16 protein-coding genes and 4 tRNA genes are annotated in these 19,752 nt (G+C 43.7%); 18 read left to right on the top strand and 2 right to left on the bottom strand.

The features are described from left to right. Positions 1-120 precede the first annotated feature (120 nt). From rpsF to dnaB, 8 genes are all read left to right on the top strand, one after another. Entirely contained in the window at positions 121-408 is a 288-nt protein-coding gene (rpsF, locus tag P8596_RS23750) for a 30S ribosomal protein S6 (protein ID WP_034764776.1), read from the top strand. A gap of 79 nt (positions 409-487) precedes the next feature. Continuing rightward, on the top strand, positions 488-1,009 hold the full coding sequence (ssb, locus tag P8596_RS23745) for a single-stranded DNA-binding protein (RefSeq protein WP_254652726.1): 522 nt from the start codon (positions 488-490) through the stop codon (positions 1,007-1,009). A 40-nt stretch (positions 1,010-1,049) separates the two neighbouring features. After that, positions 1,050-1,286, top strand: coding sequence for a 30S ribosomal protein S18 (gene rpsR, locus P8596_RS23740; RefSeq protein WP_034764780.1), 237 nt, complete (start codon positions 1,050-1,052; stop codon positions 1,284-1,286). A 914-nt stretch (positions 1,287-2,200) separates the two neighbouring features. After that, the gene (locus tag P8596_RS23735; RefSeq protein ID WP_279725455.1) at positions 2,201-4,261 is read left to right on the top strand and encodes a methyl-accepting chemotaxis protein; all 2,061 of its coding nucleotides are present in this window, start codon (positions 2,201-2,203) and stop codon (positions 4,259-4,261) included. 302 nt (positions 4,262-4,563) lie between these two features. Continuing rightward, entirely contained in the window at positions 4,564-5,487 is a 924-nt protein-coding gene (locus P8596_RS23730) for a YybS family protein (RefSeq protein WP_279725454.1), read from the top strand. Between the two features lie 26 nt (positions 5,488-5,513). Next, positions 5,514-7,487 (top strand): DHH family phosphoesterase, encoded by a 1,974-nt coding sequence (locus tag P8596_RS23725; protein ID WP_098438606.1) that lies wholly within the window; start codon positions 5,514-5,516, stop codon positions 7,485-7,487. Beyond that, positions 7,484-7,930, top strand: coding sequence for a 50S ribosomal protein L9 (gene rplI, locus P8596_RS23720; RefSeq protein ID WP_279725453.1), 447 nt, complete (start codon positions 7,484-7,486; stop codon positions 7,928-7,930). Before P8596_RS23725 ends, rplI begins: the two co-directional genes overlap by 4 nt. A 189-nt stretch (positions 7,931-8,119) precedes the next feature. Beyond that, positions 8,120-9,472, top strand: coding sequence for a replicative DNA helicase (dnaB, locus tag P8596_RS23715; RefSeq protein WP_034764791.1), 1,353 nt, complete (start codon positions 8,120-8,122; stop codon positions 9,470-9,472). A 41-nt stretch (positions 9,473-9,513) separates the two neighbouring features. Here dnaB and P8596_RS23710 read toward each other — a convergent pair whose 3' ends face one another. Further along, positions 9,514-11,238: an ABC transporter ATP-binding protein gene (locus P8596_RS23710; RefSeq protein WP_034764794.1), complete on the bottom strand. Its 1,725-nt coding sequence runs from the start codon at positions 11,236-11,238 to the stop codon at positions 9,514-9,516. Positions 11,239-12,082: 844 nt separating this feature from the next. Between P8596_RS23710 and P8596_RS23705 the strand changes: the two genes are divergently transcribed. Beyond that, complete coding sequence (locus tag P8596_RS23705; RefSeq protein ID WP_224522421.1) at positions 12,083-13,375, top strand: adenylosuccinate synthase; 1,293 nt, start codon at positions 12,083-12,085, stop codon at positions 13,373-13,375. Positions 13,376-13,411: 36 nt separating this feature from the next. On the opposite strand, the gene P8596_RS23700 is transcribed toward P8596_RS23705, so the two are convergent. After that, positions 13,412-14,434, bottom strand: a complete 1,023-nt coding sequence (locus P8596_RS23700) for a potassium channel family protein (RefSeq protein ID WP_279725452.1) — start codon at positions 14,432-14,434, stop codon at positions 13,412-13,414. A gap of 119 nt (positions 14,435-14,553) precedes the next feature. On the opposite strand from P8596_RS23700, the gene P8596_RS23695 reads away from it, so the two are divergent. The 9 genes from P8596_RS23695 to P8596_RS23655 all read left to right on the top strand — a co-directional run bounded on the left by P8596_RS23695 (position 14,554) and on the right by P8596_RS23655 (position 19,666). Further along, positions 14,554-15,018: a hypothetical protein gene (locus P8596_RS23695; protein WP_279725451.1), complete on the top strand. Its 465-nt coding sequence runs from the start codon at positions 14,554-14,556 to the stop codon at positions 15,016-15,018. Continuing rightward, entirely contained in the window at positions 15,015-15,323 is a 309-nt protein-coding gene (locus P8596_RS23690) for a hypothetical protein (protein ID WP_061810504.1), read from the top strand. The genes P8596_RS23695 and P8596_RS23690 overlap by 4 nt, the downstream gene beginning before the upstream one ends. A gap of 1 nt (position 15,324) precedes the next feature. Continuing rightward, entirely contained in the window at positions 15,325-16,566 is a 1,242-nt protein-coding gene (locus P8596_RS23685) for a glutathionylspermidine synthase family protein (RefSeq protein WP_279725450.1), read from the top strand. 15 nt (positions 16,567-16,581) lie between these two features. After that, a complete protein-coding gene (locus tag P8596_RS23680; protein WP_279725448.1) occupies positions 16,582-16,995 on the top strand; it encodes a DUF350 domain-containing protein in 414 nt (137 codons plus the stop codon). A gap of 247 nt (positions 16,996-17,242) precedes the next feature. Beyond that, positions 17,243-17,318, top strand: a tRNA-Lys gene (locus P8596_RS23675). An 8-nt stretch (positions 17,319-17,326) separates the two neighbouring features. After that, positions 17,327-17,398 (top strand) — tRNA-Glu (locus P8596_RS23670). A gap of 118 nt (positions 17,399-17,516) precedes the next feature. Continuing rightward, positions 17,517-17,593, top strand: a tRNA-Asp gene (locus P8596_RS23665). A 159-nt stretch (positions 17,594-17,752) separates the two neighbouring features. Beyond that, positions 17,753-17,825 (top strand) — tRNA-Phe (locus P8596_RS23660). A gap of 356 nt (positions 17,826-18,181) precedes the next feature. Beyond that, positions 18,182-19,666: a peptidoglycan DD-metalloendopeptidase family protein gene (locus tag P8596_RS23655; protein WP_279725447.1), complete on the top strand. Its 1,485-nt coding sequence runs from the start codon at positions 18,182-18,184 to the stop codon at positions 19,664-19,666. Positions 19,667-19,752: the final 86 nt, after the last annotated feature.

Here is a 19,752-nt window from a genome sequence, read left to right as displayed (position 1 = left end):
ACGTCATATTGCAATAATAGATAACCTATGCTATAATTTTATTTCGTGAGTAATGAACGCATTGCTCCTTGTTCTTTCACAAAGAAAGGACCGCATAGACCACGAGGAGGTGACATTCAGATGAGAAAGTACGAAGTTATGTACATTGTCCGCCCAAACATTGACGACGAGTCAAAGAAAGCAGTAGTTGAGCGTTTCGATAACGTTTTAACAACTAACGGCGCGGAAATCATCGAGTCAAAAGATTGGGGTAAACGTCGTTTAGCGTATGAAATCAACGATTTTCGTGATGGTTTCTATCAACTAGTTAAGATGAGCGCTACTTCTGATGCAGTTAACGAATTCGATCGTTTAGCTAAAATCAGCGATGATATTATCCGTCATATCGTTGTTAAAGAAGAAGAATAATCCGTACGTTTTTTAAGATATACACTTCTATCATCTGTTTCACGTGAAACAGTAAACTAGAAGGAAGGGGTTGATTCTGATGATGAACCGAGTTGTATTAGTAGGGCGTTTAACCAAAGACCCTGAATTAAAATATACTCCAAGTGGAGTGGCTGTGGCTTCGTTTACACTGGCTGTCAATCGTAGTTTTACGAATCAATCAGGAGAACGGGAAGCAGATTTTATTAACTGTGTTGTATGGCGTCGCCCTGCAGAGAATGTAGCAAACTTTCTTAAAAAAGGCAGCTTAGCTGGCGTTGACGGTCGCATTCAAACACGTAATTTCGAAGGACAAGATGGACGTCGTGTGTTTATGACGGAAGTTGTAGCAGAAAGCGTTCAGTTCTTGGAACCGCGTAGTGCGAATCAAGGCGATCGTGGAGGAAGTCCGGGCTATTCGGGTGGAGGTCAGCGTGACCAAGGCCAAGGAAATCCGTATAGTCAGAATCAGAATCAACAACGCAACAACAATAATAACAACAACTATACACGTGTAGATGAGGATCCATTCGCTAATGACGGTCAGCCGATCGACATTTCCGATGATGATCTGCCATTCTAAACGAACGATATCAAACCTAACAAGATAGGAGGCGAAACAAATGGCAGGAGGACGTAGAGGTGGACGTAGACGCCGTAAGGTATGCTACTTCACAGCAAACGGAATTACACATATCGATTTCAAAGATGTTGATCTTCTTAAGAAATTCGTATCTGAACGTGGAAAGATTCTTCCACGTCGTGTAACTGGAACAAACGCTAAGTACCAACGTAAGTTGACTCGTGCGATCAAACGCGCTCGTACAATGGCATTACTTCCATACGTTACTGGTGAATAATATCATCGAGTTAAAAGCAGCAGAGACTTGTCTCTGCTGCTTTTTTTATGGCTTTTTTCGTAGCTTATAGATGAGTGAGTGCTGGTTGATTTCCGCTGCAGGTGCTCGCTTTCCGCGGGGCGTGAGTTGAGCCTCCTCGGGCTCTGCCCCGTGGGGTCTCACATGTCCAGCTACGGCGGCTAGCCCCTCGAGGTCATAAGCTAAATGGCCCAAGAAGGTAAAACAACGCCTTCTTCGTCCATTCATCTTATGCTTGTCGGGGCTGTTCGAGCCGCCTCCGCATTTCGTACTCTCCAGCGTTTCCCGCAGGAGTCGAGCACCTTCAGCTTCAATCAACTTAATAAGCAAGAGTATATAAATATAGAAAAATATAAATACATATACGTATTAACTCAGCATTTTTCGAAGTGTTGTCGGCTCTGTCGATTGATTTTTGTTATTACTAGTTCTGTCCTTCAAATATTACTCCTCTCACATCAAACACATACTGGTTATTAGACCTTTGACGGCTGCTTTTTTACAACAACTCTTTCTAAGAAAAGATCCTTATGTGAAGATACTTGTTCCCTTTTAGTAAGGAATTAATGTCTTTTCATAATTAGGAACTCATCCTGTAAAAGCACAGAGTGGAGTGTAGCGGAAGGCACTTGACTCCTTCGGGAAATAGAGGAAAAGTCGAGACCCCGCAAGGCAAAGCCTGAGGAGGCTCGACTTCCTCCCCGAGGAAAGCAAGTGCCTGTAGCGAAACGGAACGTTCTTATTTTCACGCCACAACTTATACTTATATCCAACAAACGACAATCGATTCTTAATACTAGAAGAGTGAATTCCCTCAAAACTATAAATAATCACTGGAAAATGTCGATGAATAAGTGTGTACATTGATGTTTTTTGTAGTAAAAGGGGGAATTTTGGTGAAAAAAATCAGAAAGAAAAACAAAAAAGACCATAAAAAGACATTTATTTTATCATCCATCAGAATGAAGCTTATTGTCATTATTTCTATCTTATTTATGGTATCCTTGGCTGTCATCATATCCATTACCAGTTGGCAGACGAGAATGAAAACAGAGGATGAAGTCATCAGTCAAACTCAAGGGATTGTCGGGGAACTCAATAATTCCGTACAGCTGTTCCTTGGACAACATGAAAAGAGTATTGATCAGTACTCTGTTTCCAACTCATTAAAAAACTATGCCAAGGCACAAATGCAAACAGAAAAGGGCGTAGATAATACAGAGTTGTATGCGAATATTCAATCGGATTTTGATAATTATCTTAGTTTGTACGAGGAAGCCACTTCCATCTACTTTGCATCACCGAATAAGAAACTGAAAATCGTCCCTTCCGTTTCCCTGCCGAGTGATTTTGATCCGACGAGCAGAGAGTGGTATAAAACCGCTGCAGAGGCAAGGGCAGGAGTCGTATGGAGCGAACCTTATGTCGATACGGCAACGGAGGAATACATCATAACCGCCTCAAGGGCGATTGTCTCTGAAAACAAAGTGGTGGGTGTCCTCGGTGTCGATATTAACCTGTCGAAACTGACCGACCGTGTTTCCAAAATGGAAATCGGATATAATGGTTATCCGTTTCTCATTGGTCTTGATGGTACAGCCATCGTTCATCCGACTAAACGCGGTGAAGATCTGTCTACGTTACCGTTTATCAGCAAGATGTTAAAATCTGAAAAAGACTCAGATACTATCCGCTATGACTTAGATGGCGATAAAAAAATATTGATATACAGTACAGTACCGAAAACGAATTGGAAAGTAGGTTCCGCTTATAACATGGAGGATCTCATTCAATCCTCTAAAGACATTGAACATTTACTCCAAATCACAGCTCTGATCACGCTGGTCATCATGCTGGTGCTGGTTGTCATTGTAGCCAACATGATGACTAAACCAATTAAAGAGCTGCAAAAAACGGTAACCGACGTTTCGTCCGGTGATTTATCCATTCAATCTACGATCAACTCAAAAGATGAAACGGGCCTGCTGGCTACAGATCTAAATAAAATGATCGTGAATATGAAAGATACGATAAAAGTCGTTCAGGAATCGATCTATAATGTACGGGAATCTGCCGAAGGACTAAGTGCGGTTTCTGAGGAAACAAATGCGTCAAGTGAGGAAATGGCAAGGGCCGTAACGGAAATCGCCACCGGAGCTTCACAGTCAGCGGCTGACTCTGATCGGGCTCACCTTCAAACAGAGCAATTGGGAACGAGGATTGATGGGGTTTATGAAAAATCCAAAGCCATGTCTGAACTTGCAGGAAAAGCGGATACCATGAACCAGTCTGGATTGAATCAGGTGAAAGAATTGGAAAGTGCCTACCACTCTTCCAGTGAATACATCACTTCTATGGAAAAAGTCATCCTTAGCCTGGAAGCAAAAGTGAAGACGATTGAATCTGTCATGGGAACGATCACGGAAATTTCGTCTCAAACGAATCTGCTTGCCCTCAATGCGAGCATTGAAGCGGCAAGAGCCGGAGAACACGGCAAAGGGTTCGCTGTGGTAGCCGAAGAGGTTCGCAAGCTTGCTGATCAATCCGTGAAAGCAACGGAAGAAGTCAAGCGCACGATTGTTGAAATTCAACAGGGCTCCCATCAAGCAGTGGACGAAATGGTCAAAACAAAAGAAACATTCGAGGTGCAAAATGATGTGATTCAAAAAACGAATCATGTATTTGACGAAACCTCTCAATTAATGAAATCCATGCAGCGTGAAATTGAGAATATGTATAATGAAGTGGGTCAAATCAATCTCGAAAAGGATGAAGTGGTCAATGTGATCCAAATGATGGCCGCGACAGCCGAAGAGACAGCCGCTTCCTGCGAGGAAATGAGTGCTTCGACAGAGGAACAGGTAAGGGCCGTACAATCCGTTACAGAAGCAGCGGAGCGTCTGACGGACCTTAGCCAGGAGCTTCAGTCCTCCATTGAACGATTCAAAATTTCATAATCTGTGATAGTAGGGTTATCCATGACACATGGCCTTTCTTTATCTACTACGTATACTCCTTTTTAGAGTGAGTGCATACTAGAGTAGATGAATAGCTGTGAAGAGGGATGCCCTCTTTTTAATATGATATTGACGGATATTCACAATTTGGAACGAGTTCGACCAGAAGTAGCCCATGTTTCACTGAAAGTGGCACAACTTTGACAAAAGCCCCTTCCAAATCCCCATTAGATGAAATCTATCTTCAAAATTGATATGATAGTGCTATTGCATTGTTTAATTTATCGTAAGGAGCGTTTTGAGTGAGGAATCCCCGTGTTTTGACAGAAGGTGCGCTTATGCTCGCCATCTTTACTGTGTTGATGTTATTGAGTTTATATGTTCCGCTGATTGGGACCCTGGCATTTTTTGTGTTGCCCCTCCCTCTTATTTTATTTAGTTCCAAGTATTCGTTATGGAATTCGATCGTAGTATTGATCGGATCACTGGGGCTGTCTTTCTTATTCGGAGGACTGCTTGCATTACCGGTTGCCTTTATGGTGGCTACAACCGGGGTGGTCATCGGCTGGTGTGTGAAGGCAAGAGTGGATAAGATGAGGCTGTTTATGGCAGCAAGTTTCACGCTTGTTATCAACATTGTGATCGGTTACGTTGTTTCCATTCTATTTTTAGGTGTGAATGTAATTGAAGACAGTCTGAAGGAATCGAAGGCTGCTTATTATTCTTTTTTTGAAAAGCTTGGACAGCAACCGGATAAAAGGCTGGTTGAAAGTCTGGAGAGTTCCGTCGATTTGATCCACACCCTGATTCCTACTTTGTTTGTAGGGATAGCGGTTGTACTTGCTTTACTATTCATCTTGATCAATTTCCCGATCATGAAGCGTCTGGGAAGGGATGTACCGGTCTTCAAGCCATTCAGGGAATGGAAGCTCCCTAAGAGCATTCTTTGGTATTATTTGATCACACTTGTGCTGTCCATGATCCTTCAGCCGGAAAAAGGAACATACGTTTATACGGCACTGATTAATATCTTGTATGTACTGCAGACACTGATGGCGGTGCAAGGATTGTCATTCATTTATTTCTTTGCTCATCTGAAAGGCTGGTCCAAAGGATTTTTGGTATTAATTACAATCATTTCGATTCCTCTTCTTTATCTCGTGCGAATTTTAGGTATAATTGACTTAGGATTTGATCTAAGACAACGCCTGCAACGCAAGTCATAGAAATTTAAGATCCAGGAGCTGAAATCATGCCATCTTATTTTAATAAGCGAATGATCCGCTACCCATTGTACGGTCTAGCTATATTAACAGCTCTATTGTTAGTATCGGTTTCCTTTTACCAATGGATCATTTCGTTAATAGGGTTGATTGTCTTTGGAATCGTGTACTTTCTCGCTTTCTATTTTGAAAGAAGGTCACACGAAGAAACAGAGGAATATATCTCCACCTTATCCTATCGCGTCAAGCGTGTAGGGGAAGAGGCGTTAATGGAGATGCCCATTGGGATCATGCTGATCAATGATGAATATTACATAGAATGGACGAATCCTTTTCTTGCCTCTTGTTTCAATGAAGACACAGTCGTTGGAAGGTCCCTTTACGATGTGGCTGAATCACTCGTTCCCTTAATCAAGCAGGAAGTCGATTCGGAAATTGTGACGATTAATGAACGAAAATATCATGTCGTATTGAAGCTCAAAGAAAAACTACTCTACTTCTTTGATGTCACAGAGCAAAAAGAAATAGAAAAGCAATATCATGATGAACGCACGAATATTGGAATCATTTTTCTAGATAACTATGATGAGTTGACGCAAGGCATGGATGATCAGACGAGAAGCAGCTTGAACAGTCTTGTGACATCCATCCTGAATAAGTGGGCGAAAGAGTACGGTGTGTTCCTGAAGAGGGTCTCTTCCGAACGCTTCATCGCTGTCATAAATGAAAAGATCCTTCAAGTACTGGAGAAGGAGAAGTTTGGGATCCTGGATGATGTCCGGGATACGACCTCGAAGCAAAATGTCCCCCTCACCTTGAGTATCGGTGTCGGGACAGGGGTCTCCTCCCTTCCGGAACTTGGGACACTGGCTCAATCAAGCCTCGACCTTGCCCTTGGACGAGGCGGCGATCAGGTCGCGATTAAACAGACCAATGGAAAGGTCAAGTTCTATGGCGGTAAAACCAATCCGATGGAAAAACGGACCCGTGTGCGTGCCAGGGTCATTTCCCATGCTTTAAAGGAAATCATGATCGAGAGTGATAAGGTCATCATCATGGGGCACAAGCATCCCGATATGGACGCGATTGGGGCGGCTATCGGAATCAGAAAAGTGGCCCAGATGAATCAGCGTGATGGCTACGTCGTCTTGAACTTTAATGAAATCGACAACGGTGTGAAACGATTGATGAAGGAAATCAAAGCGAATTCCGATCTTCATCCACGCTTCATCACCCCGGAGGAAGCACTTGAGATGGCAACGGATGATACGGTGCTCGTCGTCGTTGATACCCATAAGCCTTCCCTGGTCATTGAAGAAAAGCTGTTAAACAAAGTGGATAAAGTCGTCGTCATCGATCATCATCGACGGGGCGAAGATTTTATCAAAAATCCACTGCTTGTCTATATGGAGCCTTATGCTTCTTCTACGGCAGAGCTTGTGACAGAGCTTCTCGAGTATCAGCCGAAGCATGAGAAGATCACGATGCTAGAAGCGACGTCGCTCCTCGCCGGGATCATTGTCGATACGAAGAGCTTTACGCTTCGAACAGGCTCAAGGACGTTTGATGCAGCCTCCTATTTACGGGCACAGGGTGCTGACACGGTGCTCGTTCAAAAATTCCTCAAAGAGGATGTCGATACGTACATCAAGCGTTCCCGTTTGATCGAGTCGGTTAAGTTCTTCCGTGAAGGAGTTGCCATAGCGAAAGCCGAGGAGGATGTCATTTATGATCCCGTCCTCATTGCCCAGGCGGCAGACACCTTATTGACCATGGATGAAGTCATCGCGTCCTTCGTGATTTCGAAGCGGGACCCTGACACAATCGGTATCAGTGCCCGTTCACTTGGTGACGTTAACGTACAGATCATCATGGAAAACTTGAACGGCGGAGGTCATTTAACCAATGCCGCCACCCAGATCAAGCAAGTATCTGTCCTGGAAGCGGAAGAACAGCTGAAAGAAGCACTAAATGATTATTTTGAAGGGAGAAAAGAGATATGAAAGTCATTTTCTTAAAAGACGTTAAAGGCAAAGGTAAAAAAGGTGAAGTGAAAAACGTAGCGGACGGCTATGCACATAACTTTTTACTGAAAAAAGGATTGGCCGTTGAAGCGACAAACGCCAATATGGGCCAACTTGAGGGTCAAAAGAAGAAAGAAGAGCAATTGGCTCAAGAGGAACTGGAAGAAGCGAAAAAATTAAAAGCGACATTAGAAGAGCTCACGGTTGAAATGAAAGCGAAGTCCGGTGAAGGCGGCCGTTTATTCGGTTCCATCACGAGCAAGCAAATTGCGGATGAGTTGAAAAAGGCTCATGACATCAAAATCGATAAGCGTAAAATCGAAATGAATGATGCCATCCGTGCCCTTGGTTACACCAATGTACCTGTGAAACTTCATACAGATGTGTCTGCAACATTGAAGGTCCACGTAACGGAAGAATAGTTTTTCCACTGAATATACGAAATTTGGTAACTTTATTTTGAGAAAAACATGTTAAAATGAATATAGCTTGATATGAAATGTGATCTGGATTTTATCCTGATCACATTTTTTCGGTAAAATACCATTCTTTTTTTTATATAGATCATGAAAGTCAGGATCTGTTTGATCGTAAGGGAGGCTTGAGCATAGATGAATGAAATGTTTCAGGACCGGGTTCCACCTCAGAATATTGAGGCTGAACAAGCGGTATTAGGGGCCATTTTCCTTGAGCCCAGTGCATTGACGACCACATCGGAAATATTGATTCCAGAGGATTTCTATCGTCATTCTCATCAAAGAATATACAATGTCATGCTGAATCTGGGGGATGGCGGAAAGGCCGTCGACCTGATAACGGTGACCGAAGAACTGGCAGCAGCGAAAGAGCTCGAGGATGTCGGCGGGGTCGCTTACTTAAGTGAATTGGCCGCTTCCGTTCCAACCGCTGCGAATATTGAATACTACGCAAAGATCGTGGAAGAGAAGTCATTACTGAGAAGGTTGATTCGTACAGCAACCGATATCGCCTCTGACGGTTATGCCCGTGAGGATGAGGTGGACAGCCTCCTGAGCGAAGCGGAAAAAAACATCATGGAAGTGGCTCAGCGTAAAAATGCAGGGGCCTTCCACAATATTAAAGATGTACTGGTGCGAACATATGATAATATCGAAACCCTTACAAATCGTAAGGGTGACGTAACGGGGATTTCGACTGGATTCGCCGATCTTGATCATATGACGGCAGGGTTCCAGCGAAATGATTTGATCATTGTAGGGGCACGTCCTTCCATGGGTAAGACAGCCTTTGCCCTGAACATCGCACAAAACGTCGCCGTAAAGGCCAAGGAAAACGTAGCCATCTTCTCACTCGAGATGGGTGCGGAACAGCTCGTCATGCGTATGTTGTGTGCAGAAGGGAATATTAACGCACAAAATCTCCGGACCGGTGACCTGACGGACGAAGACTGGAGAAAATTGACCATGGCAATGGGGAGCCTATCGAATGCTGGTATTTATATCGATGATACCCCGGGGATCAAAGTAGGGGAAATCCGTTCCAAATGCCGCCGACTTGCACAGGAGCACGGTCTTGGAATGATCCTCATCGACTACTTGCAGCTGATCCAGGGTAGCGGTCGCTCCGGCGAAAACCGTCAGCAGGAAGTTTCTGAAATCTCCCGTTCACTGAAAGGGCTGGCCCGTGAGCTTCAAGTGCCGGTCATCGCCTTATCCCAGCTCTCCCGTGGAGTGGAGCAGCGTCAGGATAAGCGTCCGATGATGTCCGATATCCGTGAATCAGGAAGTATCGAGCAGGATGCTGACATCGTAGCCTTCCTATACCGTGAAGATTACTACGACAAAGAAGCCGAGAACAAGAATATCATCGAAATCATCATCGCCAAGCAGCGTAACGGTCCGGTTGGGAACGTGTCTCTGGCGTTCGTGAAGGAATACAATAAATTCGTGAATCTGGAGCGGCGGTTCGACGACGCTCCGGCTTAATAGAAAAAATCCAAGCGTATCAGGCTTGGATTTTTTTGTTGTTATAGGATCGTCGCATGTTGATGAGCATGAAGCCTTGTAAAGATCCCATTTTCATTAGAGAGCAACTCTTCATGAGTCCCATCCTCGGCGATCCCGTTTTCAGTGACGACGAGAATACGGTCTGCTTTCCGGATCGTTGCCAACCGGTGGGCAATCACGAGGGTGGTCCTGTCTTTCGCCAGTTCATTTAACGCCTCCTGGATGATCGCTTCTGTCTCTGTATCCAGAGCGGAAGTGGCCTCATCCAAAATCAGGATTCGTGGGTTCTTAAGGAACATACGGGCAATGGATAAACGCTGCTTTTGCCCCCCGGAAAGCTTCAGTCCCCTTTCCCCGATCTGGGTCTCATATCCGTCTGGAAGGGATGCGATCAGATCTGTCAGATGCGCACGTCTCGTCGCTTCCTCAATCTCTTCCTGGGTGGCATCAAGCTTCCCATAAGCTATATTTTCACGGAGCGTGCCAGTGAACAAGAACACATCCTGCTGGACGATCCCGATCTGGGAACGGAGGGATTCCTTCGTCATTTCACGGATATCGATGCCATCAATGGTGATGGCTCCTTCTTCTATATCATAGAAGCGGGGAATCAATGAACATATGGTCGTTTTCCCGGCACCTGAAGGACCGACAAAAGCGACCGTCTGTCCTGGTTGGATGGTGAAGGATAAATCGTTCAGAATGGGCCGGTCAGGTTCATATCCAAAAGTCACGTCGTTAAAGGCAATATCACCTCTCAGCGTGGACACTTCAACAGCATGAGGGCGATTCTCGATATCCGGCTCCATATCCATCAGCTCGGTGAACCGCTTAAAGCCTGCCATGCCCTTCGGATATAACTCTAAAAGGGCTGAAATCTTGTCGATCGGTTTAAACAGGACGTTGATATAAAGGATGAAGGCGACAAGCTCCCCATACGAGAGAGCTCCTGAAAAACTCAGCCAGGCTCCGTATACTAGAATGATCAGGGTCATCAACCGGGTCGTAATATAAATCCCTGATAAATTTACGCTCATTACGTTATAAGCCTTCAGTTTCGACTTCCTGAAAAATTGATTATTTTCATTAAAACGTTCCATTTCATAAGACTCATTCGTGAATGATTGAACCACTCTCGCCCCTGAAACACTGTCTTCAACGCGGCTGTTGACGTCAGCAATATTTCCGTACATCTTCGTCCAGGCCGCATTCATTTTAATATTCGAATACGAAATAAGCCACACAAGGAACGGAACAATAATGATCGCAACCAATGCAAGCTCCATATTGATCGAGAGCATGATCCAGAATGCCCCGATAAAGGTCATGACGGCGATGAACAGATCTTCTGGTCCATGGTGGGCAAGCTCCCCTATATCCATCAGATCATTTGTCACCCGGCTCATGATATGACCTGTTTTCGTATTATCAAAGAAGCGGAAGGATTGCCTCTGAACATGATGAAACAATTCCCGCCTCATATCCGTCTCGATATTGATCCCGAGCTTATGCCCCCAGTAGTTCACCACAAACTGCATACTCGAACTGAGCAAATAAAGAACCAGGAGGCCTGCTGAAACAGCCAGGATGGTACTCCAATTCCCCTCAGGCAATAAAGAATCTATAAACCACGAAACCGCCAAAGGAAATCCCAACTCTAAAAGTCCAACCAACACCGCACAGACGAAATCAATATAAAAAAGCCGCCGGTGCGGACGGTAATAACTAAAAAATCGTTTAATCATCACATCGTCACCTCGTTATTCAATTGTATGTAAAATTCAAAATGCTTATCTTAGATTAGCAAAAGTTTCTAAAATGCGCTATCTTATTTGTTCGCTTCTTTACTACGCTCGATCAATCAAATTGAGTGCGTCTGCTCTGTTCGATTAGCAAACTGCTTGATTGTCAGGGGATTCGCTCCCTTTCCGCGGACGACCGGTCAAGCCTCCTCGCATTCGCTGCGGGGTCTTGCCTCGCCCGTTTTTCCGCAGGAGTCTCGCAAATCCCCTGACAATCTTTATGAAGAAATCATGAACAGAGCAAATAAATTTGAGATGACTACTTATTTTCCAATTGATGGGTAATGTACATGAGGGCAGTCTAAATCATCTGTGAGGGAATGATTAAATTTGTGATCCTTTGAAGATGGTTTATTTTCTGAAGCAAACTATCTAGAATAGGAGTTTTTTGTAGACTATTCTCATAATGCAATCAGAATATAGAAGCACAGAGTGGATTGTAGCGGAAGGCACTTGACTCCTTCGGGAAATAGAGGAAAGGTCGAGACCCCGCAGGGCAAAGCCCGAGGAGGCTCGACTTCCTCCCCGAGGAAAGCAAGTGCCTGGAGCGGAAAGGAACGGTCCCCCTTCTACACACCATCATTCTCCACCTTTAATTAAGCTTGTATTATTTGTCTTAAAATTCTTAAACTAGAGGACTTTAGGGATGAAAGTCCAAAATTACACGAACATAAATATAATTACCTATACAAACGTTCGTGTTTTGATTGACTTTCAGTTTTAGTGTTGATAAAATGAGTTTGTTTGATAAAAGAGGGAATACTAATTCCCGTCGGAGGTGCTTAATATGTCTTCAGTAGTAGTAGTAGGAACGCAATGGGGAGACGAAGGAAAAGGAAAGATCACTGACTTCCTTTCTGAACATGCAGAAGTAATCGCGCGTTACCAAGGTGGGAACAACGCGGGTCATACGATTAAGTTTGACGGTGAAACATATAAATTACACTTAATTCCATCAGGTATTTTCTATAACGAAAAAACATCCGTCATCGGAAATGGGATGGTTGTCGATCCTAAGGCTCTTGTGAAAGAGTTGAAGTATCTTCACGATCGCAATGTGACAACAGACAACCTTAGAATCAGCAATCGTGCACACGTAATTCTTCCATACCACTTGAAACTGGATGAAATTGATGAAGAACGTAAAGGTGCCAACAAAATCGGTACAACGAAAAAAGGAATCGGTCCTGCTTATATGGATAAAGCAGCCCGTGTCGGAATCCGTATCGCAGATCTTCTGGATCGTCAATCGTTTGAAGAAAAACTTGCTCGTAATCTTGAAGAGAAAAACCGCCTTTTCGAAAAGTTCTATGAAACAGAAGGCTTCAATATTGAAGACATCCTGGATGAGTACTATGAGTATGGTCAACAGATCAAGCACTATGTTGTCGATACATCTGTTGTCTTGAATGATGCCATTGATAACGGCCGTCGCGTTCTATTCGAAGGAGCTCAAGGGGTTATGCTTGATATCGATCAAGGTACATATCCGTTTGTTACATCTTCAAACCCGGTAGCTGGTGGAGTGACGATCGGTTCCGGAGTCGGCCCAACAAAAATCAATCACGTAGTCGGTGTTTCAAAAGCATATACTACACGTGTGGGAGACGGTCCTTTCCCTACAGAATTAAACAACGAAACCGGAGATAAAATCCGTGAAGTCGGCCGTGAGTATGGTACAACGACTGGACGTCCTCGCCGTGTTGGCTGGTTTGATAGTGTGGTCGTGCGTCACGCCCGCCGTGTCAGTGGATTAACGGATCTTTCATTGAACTCGATCGACGTTTTGACAGGGATTGAAACATTGAAAATCTGTGTTGCTTACAAATACAAAGGTGAAGTCATGGAAGAATTCCCGGCTAACCTGAACATCTTAGCTGAATGTGAGCCTGTGTATGAAGAGCTTCCAGGCTGGACGGAAGACATCACTGGATGCAAGACGCTGACGGATCTTCCTGAAAATGCCCGTCACTACTTAGAGCGTGTTTCTCAATTAACAGGAATACCTCTTTCCATCTTCTCAGTCGGTCCTGACCGTTCTCAAACGAATGTGGTTCGCAGCGTGTGGAGCCCGAATTAATAAATGAAAAACTCTCAGCCTTTGCTGAGAGTTTTTTTATTGGTTCAATTGTTCGTAAACACGGTCATGACAGACAACATACAACGTATCTTCCGGATGGAGTTCCTGATTCATGGCATTGCTGAAATCCATATTGTCATTTACGGCAAGAAGGATGGCTCCTTTTTCAAGCAGTTCCTCAGATGCCTGCTTGACGGTCTTCCAGGTATCCTTCACGCTGAATTCGTGTATATTGTTGCCGTATCGTTTACTCAAGAGCTGTCTGAACAAGGTAGTCGTTCCAGGATGCAGGGTAGCTTTCGCCATCAGAAGTGAGACTGAATCATTGGAAAGAATGAAATCCTCTACGGCGATATGCTGGAATTTTGGAATATGACGATCCTCCGATACTTCCACGATTGTATGGACTTCTCGCTGATGGGTTTTGGATAATCCTTCGACAGCTGAAGCGATTAATAAAGTCTTCCCATCTACAAGGGAAGGGTCCTCGATTTTAGAATCAGAGAAAATGGCGACCCGCTTCGCTTCAAAGATATTGGCCTTCAATAACACATTTTCATCTGATGGATCCCCCTGGATGAAATGGACCTGCTCATGCTCGATCGGAGTGATGGGAAGCATGTCGATGAGGACGATTTCAGCATCGGGCACATGGGCAAGGATCTCTTCAATTGCCCTTTCCGTCTTTTTGGACCAGTTGATGTAAATATAATGATCTTCATATGTATACACTAGCTTTCCCTCCCTTTTGAATTTCTGAAACGTGGTGATTGAATCGACGGTTTTACTGATCAATACCCCGATGATCCCAATCCCGAAGATAAAGAGGAAGATTCCAAGCATCCGCCCTCCTACCGAAACGGGAAAATAATCTCCATACCCGACCGTCGTCAACGTCGTCATCGTCCACCAGAATCCGTCAAACAGTGATGGAAATGTCTCAGGTTCCAAAAAATGACTGCCAAAGGTTCCAATCAGGACGATTATCAGTGATAATAGAAAAATGAAACCGAAGTCCATCTTCGTGATCTGCTTCCAAATCCTTTGGAAAATAATCATACATACCCTCCTTTCTGAAAAATCATAGTTCAATCATACCAATGAACTTCTGGAAAATGAAACCTTTTCCTTACTGGTTCGTATAGTTTAAAGAAATCATTGTAGGAGGATGCCAGGAAATGAAAGAACCGATATTAGAGTATCGATTGAGAAAAGGAAACGACGCCTTCGATCCCATTTATCACTACCCCGATATTGAGCTTGAACAGATTCTCTCAAGAAGGGAATGTGAGTTCTTCGTAAAGGAAGGGATCACTTACCGGCAGCTTTCCTCTTCTATAGAAGGCAACGTATTCGTCATTTATGTGGAAACCTATGAGGAAGAACCGTTGAATGACCCTTTGTTTCCACCGGAACGATTGGTACTTGAAATTCGTGAGCTCAATCACCGGAAAAATAATCCTATCCTGAAAATAGAACATCATGATTATCATCTTGATATTCTAAGCGTCATCGGTTCTGTTTATTATTATATAGACGGAGTTGAATGGGAACGCGACTCTGCTGAAATAGATGAGGATCGCTATGTATATCTTCTATATGTAAAGGCAACGGGATATAAGCTGGAGGAGGAAAGTAGATGAACAAAACAAAAAAAATGATGGCGGGTGTTGCCGCCTCGGTCATGGCAATATCGGTGAGCGGCTGCGGGAACCAGGACCTCCCGCCGGAACCGACGGATGTAGATTGTGACGATTGGGATTGGGATGACGACAGCGGTACGTATTATTGTGATGATGATCGATCTTCCCATTACGGCCATTATTTCTATGGAGGAAGATATTATAAAAATAAATCTGGGCTGAAAAGCTCACCAAGCTATAAATCTTATTCTAAAAGCTACAAATCAGGAATTGGAAGTGGCTCTAAAGGTGGATTTGGAGGGTAATATGCCAATCTCTCACCAAGCGAAAAGAAGAGGATTTTACAATGGCATCCCGGAGTTCTGGCACGATTTATATGATATGGAATACTCCTTATTGGATATCCATCTGATACCCAGAAACAACATCATGGCGATTCAAGAAGCATCGAAGCGTGTCTACGCCATTTTTGATAAGACGGCAGATCTTCTTCGGGAGCTGGATGATGGAACCCTTCTCGAACTGGGGTACCCTGAAGAATCCCTCTCATATATAAAATGTAAGTCCGTCCCTCAAGAATGTATCATTGGGAGATTTGATTTCGTCGTATCTAATGGAGATATGAAACTATTAGAATTCAATAGTGATACTCCAACTTTCATCAAAGAGCTTTATCATGTGAATGAAAAGGTCTGTGAGTACTTCGATTATGCGAATCCGAATGAAGGGATGGAAGAACAATTATCCAAAGAGTTGAAAAGGGCTCTTTTATCGTCCTGGAAGTCACTTCAAAGGGGAGGAGACGCAAAGATCGTGTTCACCTCCCATGCCGATCACGAAGAAGACTACCTGACAACGAAGTATATACAGGATCTCTCGGGCGTCCCTTCAGAGTATGTGAGCCTTGATCAGTTGCAAATACGCAACGATGGGCTTTTTACACCGGATGGGGAGAGAATCGATGTATTATATCGTCAAACGTATCCGATCGAGCATCTCGTCGAGGATGAGGATCCCCTGACGAACGATAAAGTCGGACAGGAACTGATGGAACTGGTGTTGGATAAGAAATTGGCTGTCTTGAATCCGCCATCTGCCTTTCTGCTTCAATCAAAAGGGGTGCAGGCACTCATTTGGGGGCTTCATGAAGAAGGAAGCACCTTTTTCACAAAGGAAGAACATCAGTGGATTGAGCGCTACTTCCTTCCAACGTACCTTGACCCTGAAACGTTTGAGGAGTGTGGAATGACGTACGTACAAAAACCTGTATTCGGTCGTGAAGGAGATACAGTCAAAATACTGGAAGCGACGGGTAAGGTGCTACTGGAAGACAAAAACGAAACGTATAAACAGACTCTGCCTGTTTATCAACAATTCTGCCCCCTTCCCGTCTCAGTGATCACAACGGATGAAGGGGAAAAGGAAGCAAGCCTGATGGTCGGAAGCTTCATCATAAACGGTAATCCCGGCGCAATCGGGATCAGAGCCGGAAATGCCATCACCGATAACGAATCATACTTTCTGCCTGTAGGAATACAGGAGAGATAAAAAGGAGAGAAACATATGCAAATCATAACAAGTGAAGCATTACTCAGCTTTCTGGCCCACGTGGGAACCGGCCTTGGACTCATGATCCTCGGCATCACCATCTTCGCCTTCACTACTAAGTTCTCAGAAGCGAAGTTAATCAAAGAAGGAAACATTGCGGTAGCCTTGAAACTATGGGGAAAAGCCATCGGACTCGCCATCGTCATCTACACCGTGTGGGCAAACAGTCTTAATTTACTTGATGCGTTCATCTGGGGTCTGATCGGAATTGCGACCCAGGTCATTGCCTACTGGATCATAGAGTTTGTCCTGACTCCACGCACAAATCTTGCTAAGAAAGTGGAAGAAGGAAACATTGCTATCGGATTCAGCCTGTTCTCCGCGTCGATTGTCGTAGGATGGGTAGTGGCGGCTAGTTTGACTTATTGATTTTGTTTAAAACGGAGATCTGCTGCTTTGGTGGCGGGTCTTTTTTTGTGGAGGGGGATGGCGTCCATTTTAACGAATTACATTCCCAAAAATCATCGGTTTGACCAAATTATTCCCCGAGAAATAATTTTCGACAAAAAAACCAAAAAAACTGTTGCCCTCGACAATCATACTGTGATAATATTAATTTCGTTGTCACGAAAGAGGCTTTGATCAAGCCTTCGATTCGTGTTTATATATACTTAGAGAGCCATTAGCTCAGTTGGTAGAGCATCTGACTTTTAATCAGAGGGTCGAAGGTTCGAATCCTTCATGGCTCACCATTTTTTACGGCCCATTGGTCAAGCGGTTAAGACACCGCCCTTTCACGGCGGTAACACGGGTTCGAATCCCGTATGGGTCATTTTTATTTCCTTAATGATAGACTGCTGGCTTACTAGGCAATACTATATGGAAATAGAATACATATTTTTTGCAAGAGCAAAGTAATGATAGTTATTTTTGCTAGCGCAAAAAACTCTGGTCCGGTAGTTCAGTTGGTTAGAATGCCTGCCTGTCACGCAGGAGGTCGCGGGTTCGAGTCCCGTCCGGACCGCCATTTACATATCTGATATTCATGAAATGGAAAAGGGTTTCGATAAGCGAGAAGGTCGAGGAAGCGATCGAAGGAACACCGGAGCGTATTTTACATACGTGAGGATGTGACTGAGTGAGCTGACGAAGAGATTCGAAGCTTAGCGGAAGCCGAAAACTATTTGGCTCAGTAGCTCAGTTGGTAGAGCAATGGACTGAAAATCCATGTGTCGGCGGTTCGATTCCGTCCTGAGCCATCACACAAAAAGTACTGCGACGACTTAGACTCTCGTAGTACTTTTTTATTATGCCTCTTGTAATATTCATGTAACATAAAACAACAAAAATCCTCTAATTTCTACCAACCCTATTTCAATCGAAAATACATCCTTAGACCCATATCATTCCCATTATGACGCGGATCATTGCCCGAAAGTCGAAACTATATTTTCAGATAAATTATACAGTTATATTACAATCATGATTCTGCGTCCCGGTTTTCGTCGAATTATGGTAAATTAGTAAAGTAGCAATTTTATAGAATTCGACTAAATTAGGCTTAATGAACTACCGTTAACTGGGATTTTTGCTTTAGTTTATAGGAGGCAAGTCAATGAGTTTTGGAGAGAAGTTTTCACCCGTTTTAGACAAATACAAAAAACTTAATATTCGACATAGATCAAGTCAATTAGTGAAGAGAGTAGGGATCACCACCCTCGCCCTTACCACTTTAACCTTTTCTTCTGCTGCCGCTACGGGGTCTGAAGAAGATTTGCAAACCATCTATCATGTGTACATGGATAGTGAGTATGTAGGTGCCGTTACAAGTCAGGACGAAGTAAAGGCGGTATTGGAGGAGAAGCTTGAGAAGGCTCAGAAGGAATACAGTGATTACCAGGTTGATTTTGATCATGAAGTAACATACATACCTGAGAATGTATTTGAAGCTGTCAAAACCAACAATCAACAAGTCATTGAAAACGTAAATAAATCTGTAGCAATCGAAGCAAATGCATTTGCTTTGGTTGTCGATAACAAGCCGGTTGCGTATGTGAAAGACGAAAAGGCGGCTGAAGAAGCTTTAAAAGCTTTTAAGCTTAACTATGTTTCCGATGAAGAGCTGGCTGAATTAGAAGCAAGGAAAAAGGACTCTTCAACCACTTCTTTACCCGCTTTAAAAGAAAATGAAACACGTTTGTTAGAAGTTTCTTTCAAAGAGAATGTAGACGTTAAAAAGGCGCAGGTAAAACCTGAAGAAATGATGTCCCCTGAAGAAGCGGCCGATTTTCTTAAAAAAGGTGCGTTAGAAGAGAAGAAATACAAAGTTCAAGAAGGCGATTCTCTTAGTGCGATTGCCGAAGAGCATCAATTAACGACCGGTACTTTACTCAAGTTAAATGAAGGATTGAAAGAGGGCGATGCACTTAAGGTTGGTGCGGAGTTAAACGTTACTGTATACGAGCCGCTTGTTCACGTACTCGTTAAGAAGGAAGCAAATAAGATTGAAAAGATTGCTTACGATAAAGAAGTAGAAGAAGACTCTTCTATGAATAAGGGCGATACGAAAGTGAAGCAAGAGGGGCAGGATGGTGAGAAATCCGTTACCTTCGAAACAACAGAGGTAAATGGTTCTCAAATCTCTAAAAATGTAAAAGAAGAAAAGAAATTAAAAGATCCGGTGAAATATATCGTGGTCAAAGGGACGAAAGCCATTCCTTCACGAGGATCGGGAAGCTTTGCATGGCCGACGAATGGCGGATATATTTCTTCCAAGCAAGGCCAGCGATGGGGGAAAATGCATAAGGGCATCGACATCGCCCGTCCAAGTGACCGTACCATCAAATCCGTTGATAACGGAAGAGTCGTATCAGCAGGCTGGGACGATGGAGGTTATGGAAATAAGGTCATCATTGATCACGGAAATGGATATAGAACTCTTTATGCGCATTTAGACTCCATCTCTGTTTCTGCCGGCCAAACGGTGGAAAGAGGACAGAAACTCGGGATCATGGGAGAAACGGGTGAAGCAACAGGTGTTCATCTTCATATTGAAATTTTCAAAAATGGATCATTGATTAATCCATTGGATGTACTGTAATTTTATAGAGGGAATCAAGCAAGGGACTGACACAATCATTTTATTTGTCAGTCCCCTTTGTTATATTTAGATTATAGTTCAACAAG

This window comes from Rossellomorea sp. DA94, assembly GCF_029834455.1.
GTDB classification, from domain to species: Bacteria; Bacillota; Bacilli; order Bacillales; family Bacillaceae_B; genus Rossellomorea; species Rossellomorea vietnamensis.
This window is presented reverse-complemented; position numbering and strand designations above follow the sequence as displayed.